General features: G+C 59.5%; 9 protein-coding genes. 7 read left to right on the top strand and 2 right to left on the bottom strand.

Annotated features, from left to right (window positions below):
* Window positions 1-18: 18 nt before the first annotated feature.
* Complete coding sequence (locus ACRESD_RS22440; protein WP_431752911.1) at window positions 19-987, bottom strand: polyprenyl synthetase family protein; 969 nt, start codon at window positions 985-987, stop codon at window positions 19-21.
* 399 nt (window positions 988-1386) lie between these two features.
* Here ACRESD_RS22440 and rplU point away from each other — a divergent pair, with 399 nt between their 5' ends.
* The 7 genes from rplU (at window position 1387) to ACRESD_RS22405 (ending at window position 6985) form a co-directional block, all read left to right on the top strand.
* The gene (gene rplU / locus ACRESD_RS22435; protein WP_007950961.1) at window positions 1387-1701 is read left to right on the top strand and encodes a 50S ribosomal protein L21; all 315 of its coding nucleotides are present in this window, start codon (window positions 1387-1389) and stop codon (window positions 1699-1701) included.
* Between the two features lie 34 nt (window positions 1702-1735).
* On the top strand, window positions 1736-1993 hold the full coding sequence (gene rpmA, locus ACRESD_RS22430; protein ID WP_003176049.1) for a 50S ribosomal protein L27: 258 nt from the start codon (window positions 1736-1738) through the stop codon (window positions 1991-1993).
* A gap of 194 nt (window positions 1994-2187) precedes the next feature.
* On the top strand, window positions 2188-3411 hold the full coding sequence (gene cgtA / locus ACRESD_RS22425) for an Obg family GTPase CgtA (protein ID WP_135310222.1): 1224 nt from the start codon (window positions 2188-2190) through the stop codon (window positions 3409-3411).
* A gap of 109 nt (window positions 3412-3520) precedes the next feature.
* Window positions 3521-4639, top strand: coding sequence for a glutamate 5-kinase (gene proB, locus ACRESD_RS22420; protein WP_431752910.1), 1119 nt, complete (start codon window positions 3521-3523; stop codon window positions 4637-4639).
* A 15-nt stretch (window positions 4640-4654) separates the two neighbouring features.
* Entirely contained in the window at window positions 4655-5119 is a 465-nt protein-coding gene (locus ACRESD_RS22415) for a CreA family protein (protein ID WP_431752909.1), read from the top strand.
* A gap of 101 nt (window positions 5120-5220) precedes the next feature.
* The gene (locus ACRESD_RS22410; protein WP_431752908.1) at window positions 5221-5703 is read left to right on the top strand and encodes a glutathione peroxidase; all 483 of its coding nucleotides are present in this window, start codon (window positions 5221-5223) and stop codon (window positions 5701-5703) included.
* Between the two features lie 178 nt (window positions 5704-5881).
* Window positions 5882-6985 carry an NADH:flavin oxidoreductase gene (locus ACRESD_RS22405; protein WP_431752907.1) on the top strand — a complete coding sequence of 368 codons (1104 nt, stop codon included), beginning with the start codon at window positions 5882-5884 and terminating at the stop codon, window positions 6983-6985.
* Here ACRESD_RS22405 and ACRESD_RS22400 read toward each other — a convergent pair.
* Window positions 6954-7456 (bottom strand): glycosyltransferase (locus ACRESD_RS22400; protein ID WP_431752906.1); only part of this gene is annotated, 503 nt, incomplete at its 5' end. The two genes, ACRESD_RS22405 and ACRESD_RS22400, sit on opposite strands and share 32 nt — an antisense overlap.

Below are 7456 nucleotides of genomic sequence, written 5' to 3'. Positions count from 1 at the left end.
ACATTAATCAGTGCGCAATCAGTGAGTGCGCGCGACCGCAAACTCACTCAGCTCGACCAGAGCGTCCCGGTATTCGCTGGCGGGAAGGGTTTCCAGGCACTGAATGGCACGGGCCACGTAGTCACGCGCCAGTTGCGCGGTGTAGTCCAACGAACCCGAAGCTTCCACGGCTGCACGGATGGCTTCCAGGTCTTCGATTCCACCTTTCTGGATCGCTTTGCGCACCAGGGCAGCCTGTTCCGGCGTGCCTTCACGCATGGTGTAGATCAGCGGCAGGGTCGGCTTGCCTTCGGCCAGGTCGTCGCCGACGTTCTTGCCCAGGGTCTCGGCGTCGCCCTTGTAGTCGAGCAGGTCGTCGACCAGTTGGAATGCTACGCCCAAGTGATCACCAAAGGTGCGCAAGGCTTCGGCCTGTTCGGCCGTTGCGCCGCACAGCGCAGCGGCGCTGTGGGTGGAGGCTTCGAAGAGCATCGCGGTTTTGCCGCGAATCACTTCCATGTAGGTTTCTTCGGTGGTGCTGGCGTCACGCACCTTTGACAGCTGCAACACTTCGCCCTCGGCGATGATGCGTGTGGCTTGTGAAAGAATCTTCATCACTGGCATCGAGCCCAGCTCGACCATCATTTCGAACGAGCGCGAGTACAGGAAGTCACCCACCAGCACGCTTGGGGCGTTGCCCCACATAGCATTGGCGGTCTCGCGGCCACGGCGCATGCCGGACATGTCGACCACGTCGTCATGCAGCAGGGTGGCGGTGTGCAGGAATTCGATAGTGGCTGCCAGCAGGCGCAGGTCATCGCCTTCGCGACCCAGGGCCTTGCCGCACAGCAACACTAATAAAGGACGCAGGCGTTTACCGCCCGCCGACGTAATATAGTCGCCAATTTTGGAGACCAGCGGCACTTTAGACGTCAGCTGCTGCTTGATGATGCCGTCGACGGCGCTAAAATCGTCCGCGACCGCGCGGTAGAAAGCTTGGGGTTGCATCAGCGACAGTCGCTCCAGAAGGGTTGCGCGGCATGCTAGGACCCTGACCCCCGGGTGTCAAGGCGCGCCCAGTCGCCATGAAAGCTACTGCAGGCTGGGAGCCTACGGCTCTACGCGCGTAATCCTGCGTCAAAAACAGGCTCGGAATGCTCATTTACAACCAGTAAACTCCGCTTCCTCGCCTGTTTTTTCCTTGTCTTCCCTTCGCTCGCTACGCTTTCAAGGCGACTGGCGGCCACTTGCAAGGCCTCTATAGCTTGCGTACAATCGCGCACCCTGAACTTCCTGGGCAGCACCTGCCTTACGCAATTGCATTCGGGACGTCCATCCCATGCAGCCATGCCAGCCAATACCTTTTCTTATAAAGCGCTGGGTGAGCAGGATTATCGGAGAAATACCATGTCGTACGCAGTAATTGTTACTGGTGGCAAGCAATACAAAGTCGCCCCAGGTGAATACCTGAAGATCGAAAAACTGGAAGTCGCTACCGGCGAATCCGTTACCTTTGATCGCGTTCTGTTGGTCGCCAATGGCGATGACGTGAACATCGGCGCTCCAGTTGTTGCTGGCGCTACCGTTGTGGCTGAAGTGATCTCCCAAGGTCGTCACGATAAAGTCCGCATCATCAAGTTCCGTCGTCGTAAGCACCACATGAAGCGTATGGGCCACCGCCAGTGGTACACCGAGATCAAAATCACCGGTATTCAGGCTTAATTTCAGCCTAATTCCTCACTAGGAGAATTGACTCATGGCACACAAAAAAGCTGGTGGTAGTACCCGTAACGGTCGCGACTCAGAAGCCAAACGCCTTGGCGTGAAGATGTATGGCGGCCAGAAAATCATTCCGGGCAACATCATCGTGCGTCAGCGCGGCACCCAATTCCACGCCGGTTACGGTGTAGGCATGGGTAAAGATCACACCCTCTTCGCTAAAATCGAAGGCGTGATCAAGTTTGAAGTAAAAGGCGCGTTCAACCGCCGTTACGTGAGCGTTGTCGCAGCTTAATTGCGAGATCGCTGGAAAAGCCCTGTCTTGCGACGGGGCTTTTTCGTTTGTGGAGTGAGTCTCTTGCAAAGCTGTTTGTAATCGGCGAGAGCAGCAGGATTTGCGGTCGTTGCTTGAGGTCGCTGCGCTCATTTTTGCAAGAGTCTTATGTCTTGGTTTCTTAAGCTCGTCCATGCGACGAGAGGCGTTTTGTTATGAAGTTCGTTGATGAAGTTTCCATCCGAGTAAAAGCAGGCGACGGCGGTAACGGTTGCATGAGTTTCCGTCGCGAAAAATTCATCGAAAACGGTGGCCCAAACGGCGGTGACGGCGGTGATGGCGGTTCCATCTACATGATGGCCGACGAAAACCTCAACACCCTGGTCGACTACCGTTACACCCGGCACTTCGATGCCGAGCGTGGCTCCAACGGTGGCAGCACCGACTGCACCGGTAAAAAAGGCGAAGACCTGGTACTGCGTGTGCCGGTTGGCACCACGATCATCGACTCCGCTACCCAGGAAGTGATTGGCGACCTGACCAAGGCCGGCCAGAAGCTGATGGTTGTACAGGGCGGCTGGCACGGTCTGGGTAACACCCGATTCAAGTCCAGTACCAACCGTGCGCCACGCCAGACCACGCCAGGCAAGCCGGGCGAGCAGCGTGACCTCAAGCTGGAAATGAAAGTACTCGCCGACGTAGGCCTGCTGGGTCTGCCGAACGCTGGCAAAAGCACCTTCATCCGTTCGGTTTCTGCCGCCAAGCCGAAAGTCGCCGACTACCCGTTCACCACCTTGGTGCCGAACCTAGGCGTGGTCAGCGTCGACCGTTGGAAAAGCTTCGTAATCGCCGACATTCCTGGCCTGATCGAAGGGGCTTCCGATGGCGCAGGCTTGGGTATTCGCTTCCTCAAGCACTTGTCGCGTACCCGTTTGCTGCTGCACCTCGTCGACATGGCGCCGCTGGATGACACCAGCGCACCGGATGCCGCCGAAGTGATCGTCAGCGAGCTGACCAAGTTCAGCCCGTCCCTGGCTGAGCGTGATCGCTGGCTGGTGCTGAACAAGTGCGACCAGATCCTCGAAGAAGAGCACGAGGAGCGCGTCAAGGAAATCGTCGAGCGCCTGGAGTGGGAAGGTCCGGTCTACGTGATCTCGGCCATTGCCAAAGAAGGTACTGAGCGCCTGACCCGCGACATCATGCGCTACCTGGAAGACCGTGCCGACCGCCTGGCGGCCGATCCAGTGTTCAAGGCCGAACTGGCCGAACTTGACCAGCGCATCGAAGACGAAGCCCGTGCCCAGTTGCAGGCTCTGGATGATCAGCGTGCCCTGCGCCGCAGTGGCGTGAAGTCGGTCCATGACATCGGCGACGATGATTGGGACGAAGAAGACGTGGATGATGAGGACGGTCCTGAAATCATTTACGTGCGCGACTGATTCGTTGCGATAAACTTGAACGCCGCTCCCTGGAGCGGCGTTTTGGTATCCGGGTATAACGTTACGGGCCGCGCTGGGTCGCGCAGCCCTCAATCTAAGGTTGAAGATGATGCGGAGCAAAGTGACAGGTGCGCAGCGCTGGGTCGTAAAGATCGGCAGTGCGTTGCTGACGGCGGATGGCAAGGGGCTGGATCGCGCAGCCATGAGCGTCTGGGTCGAGCAGATGGTGGCCTTGCATGAGGCCGGTGTGGAGTTGGTGCTGGTGTCGTCCGGGGCCGTTGCCGCCGGGATGAGCCGCCTCGGCTGGACCGCGCGACCCAGCGCGATGCACGAGCTGCAAGCCGCCGCCGCCATCGGCCAGATGGGCCTGGTGCAAGCCTGGGAGTCCAGCTTTGCCGAGCACGGTCGCCACACGGCGCAGATCCTGCTGACCCACGACGACCTGTCGGACCGCAAGCGCTACCTGAACGCCCGTAGCACCCTGCGTGCGCTGGTGGAGCTCAAGGTCATCCCGGTGATCAACGAAAACGACACGGTGGTCACCGACGAAATCCGCTTCGGCGACAACGACACCCTGGCCGCTCTCGTGGCCAACCTGGTGGAAGCCGACCTGCTGGTGATCCTCACCGACCGCGACGGCATGTTCGATGCCGACCCACGTAACAACCCCGATGCCCAGTTGATCTACGAAGCCCGCGCCGATGACCCGGCGCTGGACGCCGTGGCCGGCAGTGTCGGCGGTGCGCTAGGCCGTGGCGGTATGCAGACCAAGCTGCGAGCGGCGCGCCTGGCTGCACGCTCCGGTGCCCACACCATCATCGTCGGCGGGCGCCTGGAGCGTGTGTTGGACCGCCTCAAGGCTGGCGAACGCATCGGCACACTGTTGTCGCCGGAGCGCGGCATGCTGGCGGCGCGCAAACAGTGGCTGGCCGGTCATCTGCAAACCCGCGGCACCTTGGTGCTGGACGACGGCGCCGTGTCGGCGTTGTCCCAAGGCAACAAGAGCTTGCTGCCGGTGGGCGTCAAGTTGGTGCAAGGCAGCTTCCGCCGTGGCGAGATGGTGGTGTGTGTCGCGCCCGATGGTCGTGAGATCGCCCGTGGCCTGGCCAACTACAGCGCCCTGGAAGCGCAGAAAATCATTGGACAATCGTCTGATTCGATTGTCGGACTATTGGGTTACATGGCTGAACCGGAACTGGTTCACCGCGATAACCTGATCCTGGTCTAACCAAAGGAATACACAATGCGTGTCATGAAGGGATTGTTTGGCCTACTGCTGGCCATGCCGTTGCTGGCCTCGGCCGAAGAGATCGGCCAGGTGTCGACGGTGTTCAAGTTTGTCGGCCCCAACGACCGCATTGTGGTCGAGGCGTTTGATGACCCCAAGGTGGATGGCGTGACCTGCTACCTGTCGCGTGCCAAGACTGGCGGTGTGAAAGGCGGGTTGGGTCTTGCTGAAGATCGTGCCGAAGCCTCTATCGCCTGCCGCCAGGTGGGGCCGATTCGCTTCAAGGGCGAGCTCAAGGACGGCGACGAGGTGTTCAAGGAGCGTACCTCCCTGGTGTTCAAGACCATGCAGGTGGTGCGCTTCCTCGACAAGAAGCGCAATACCTTGGTTTACCTGGTGTACAGCGACCGCTTGATCGAAGGCAGCCCGCAGAATGCGGTGACCGCGATTCCGATTTTGCCGTGGCCGACCGCTCAGTAGTCCGCAGGCAAGTTTTGTCATCGGCGTCTATGATTGCAGACTTGCGAGTTGTAATCTCGAAGGGCCGTAATGCAAAGAACATGGGATATCTGGAGTTCGTCATGAGCGCTTTCCACGACTTGAAACTCAAAGCTTTAGACGGACACGAGCTGCCGCTGGCACCTTTCAAGGGGCAAGTGGTATTGGTGGTCAACGTGGCCTCCAAATGTGGCTTGACCCCGCAATACGCGGCGTTGGAAAACCTCTATCAGCAGTACAAGGACCAGGGGTTTACCGTGCTTGGCTTGCCATGCAACCAGTTTGCGGGCCAGGAGCCGGGCACCGAGGAAGAGATCCGGGAGTTCTGCAGTCTCAACTACGGCGTGACGTTTCCGTTGGGCAGCAAGCTTGACGTCAATGGTCATGATCGCCACCAGCTCTACCGCTTGCTGGCGGGCGAGGGCGCGGAGTTTCCTGGGGATATCACCTGGAACTTCGAAAAATTCCTGTTGGGCAAGGATGGGCGTGTACTGGCGCGCTTCTCTCCACGTACAGCGCCGGATGATCCGACGATCGTCCAGGCCATCGAAAAAGCCCTGAGCTAAACGCCGCAGTTGTAGTGAGCGGGCTTGTCGAATCGTCGCACCGCCCGCGCTGGGCTGCGAAGCAGCCCCAACCGGCCATCACTTTTACCCCTTAATCACCCAGATCAATAATGCTGTTCAGCGTCGTGCGCACCTCATATTATCCACATCATAAACCCCGTCTTCCGTGGAGTGCCCCATGCCTGTCCAAGCCTTGTTCAAACCGTTCCAGCTCGGTGCATTGCAACTGTCGACTCGCGTAGTCATGGCGCCGATGACTCGCTCGTTCTCGCCGGGTGGCGTGCCCAATTCCAAGGTCATCGAGTATTACCGCCGTCGCGCCGCCGCCGGTGTTGGCCTGATCATTACCGAAGGCACCGTGGTCGGCCATCAGGCTTCCAATGGCTACCCCAACGTTCCGCATTTCTACGGTGAAGCGGCCTTGGCCGGCTGGAAGAAGGTGGTCGACGCGGTGCACGCCGAAGGCGGAAAAATCGTTCCACAGTTGTGGCACGTGGGCAGCGTTCGCCGTATTGGCACTGAACCAGATGCCAGCGTGCCCGCCTACGGGCCGATGGAAAAACTCAAGGATGGCAATGTGGTCGTCCACGGCATGACCACTCAAGACATCAAGGACGTGATCAACGCCTTCGCCCAAGCCGCCAAGGATGCCCAGCGCATCGGCATGGACGGTGTGGAGATCCACGGCGCCCATGGCTACCTGGTGGACCAGTTCTTCTGGGAAGGCAGCAACCAGCGCACCGACGAATATGGCGGTAGCCTGGCCAACCGCTCGCGCTTTGCCATCGAGCTGATCCAGGCCACCCGTGCCGCCGTGGGCCCAGACTTTCCAATCATCTTCCGGTTTTCCCAGTGGAAGCAGCAGGATTACACCGCACGTCTGGTGCAAACGCCTGAGGCGTTGGGTGAATTCCTCAAGCCTCTGGCTGACGCGGGCGTGGATATTTTCCACTGCTCCACCCGTCGTTTCTGGGAGCCGGAATTCGAAGGCTCGGACCTCAACCTGGCCGGCTGGACGCGCCAACTGACCGGCAAGCCGACCATCACCGTGGGCAGTGTCGGCCTGGACGGCGAGTTCCTTCAATTCATGGTCAACACCGACAAGGTCGCGCAACCGGCCAGTCTGGAAAAGCTTCTGGAGCGTCTGAACAACGATGAGTTCGACTTGGTGGCCGTGGGCCGAGCCTTGCTGGTTGACCCGGATTGGGCGTTGAAGGTGCGTGAAGGTCGCGAAGGCGACATCCTGCCGTTCAGTCGTGAGGCGTTGATGACCCTGGTGTAAGAGGCGACAGGGCGGGCACCGGATGCCCGTCCTTGCATACACCGCGTAACTGGCGTTCGAATTGCTCGATAATCGCTGGCCAGCCTTGGCGGCTTGCATGTTGGCGCGCATTCAAACGCATGCGTCGCAAACTCTCTGCATCCTCCAGCAACCAATTGGCAGCCTCGCAAAACGCGTTCTCGTCCCCGGGCATCGCCAGCACGCCGTTGTAGCCATGACGAATATGTTGCGTGGCGGCCGCTTGGTCGTAAGCCACCACGCCCAACCCTGAGGCCATGGCTTCCAACACTACATTACCGAAGGTTTCGGTCAGGCTGGGGAACAGGAACACGTCACCCGACGCGTAATGCCGGGCCAACTCTTCACCGCGCAGGGTGCCGCAGAAAATCGCCTCGGGCAGTTCCTTCTCCATCATTGCCCGCTGTGGGCCATCGCCGACGATGATCAGTTTCATCTGGCGCAGTGGATAGG

The sequence above is a fragment of the Pseudomonas sp. genome (genome assembly GCF_050739995.1).
Taxonomy (GTDB): Bacteria; Pseudomonadota; Gammaproteobacteria; order Pseudomonadales; family Pseudomonadaceae; genus Aquipseudomonas.
The sequence above is the reverse complement of the archived record's forward strand: the minus strand, read 5'-3'. Positions and strand labels throughout refer to the sequence as shown.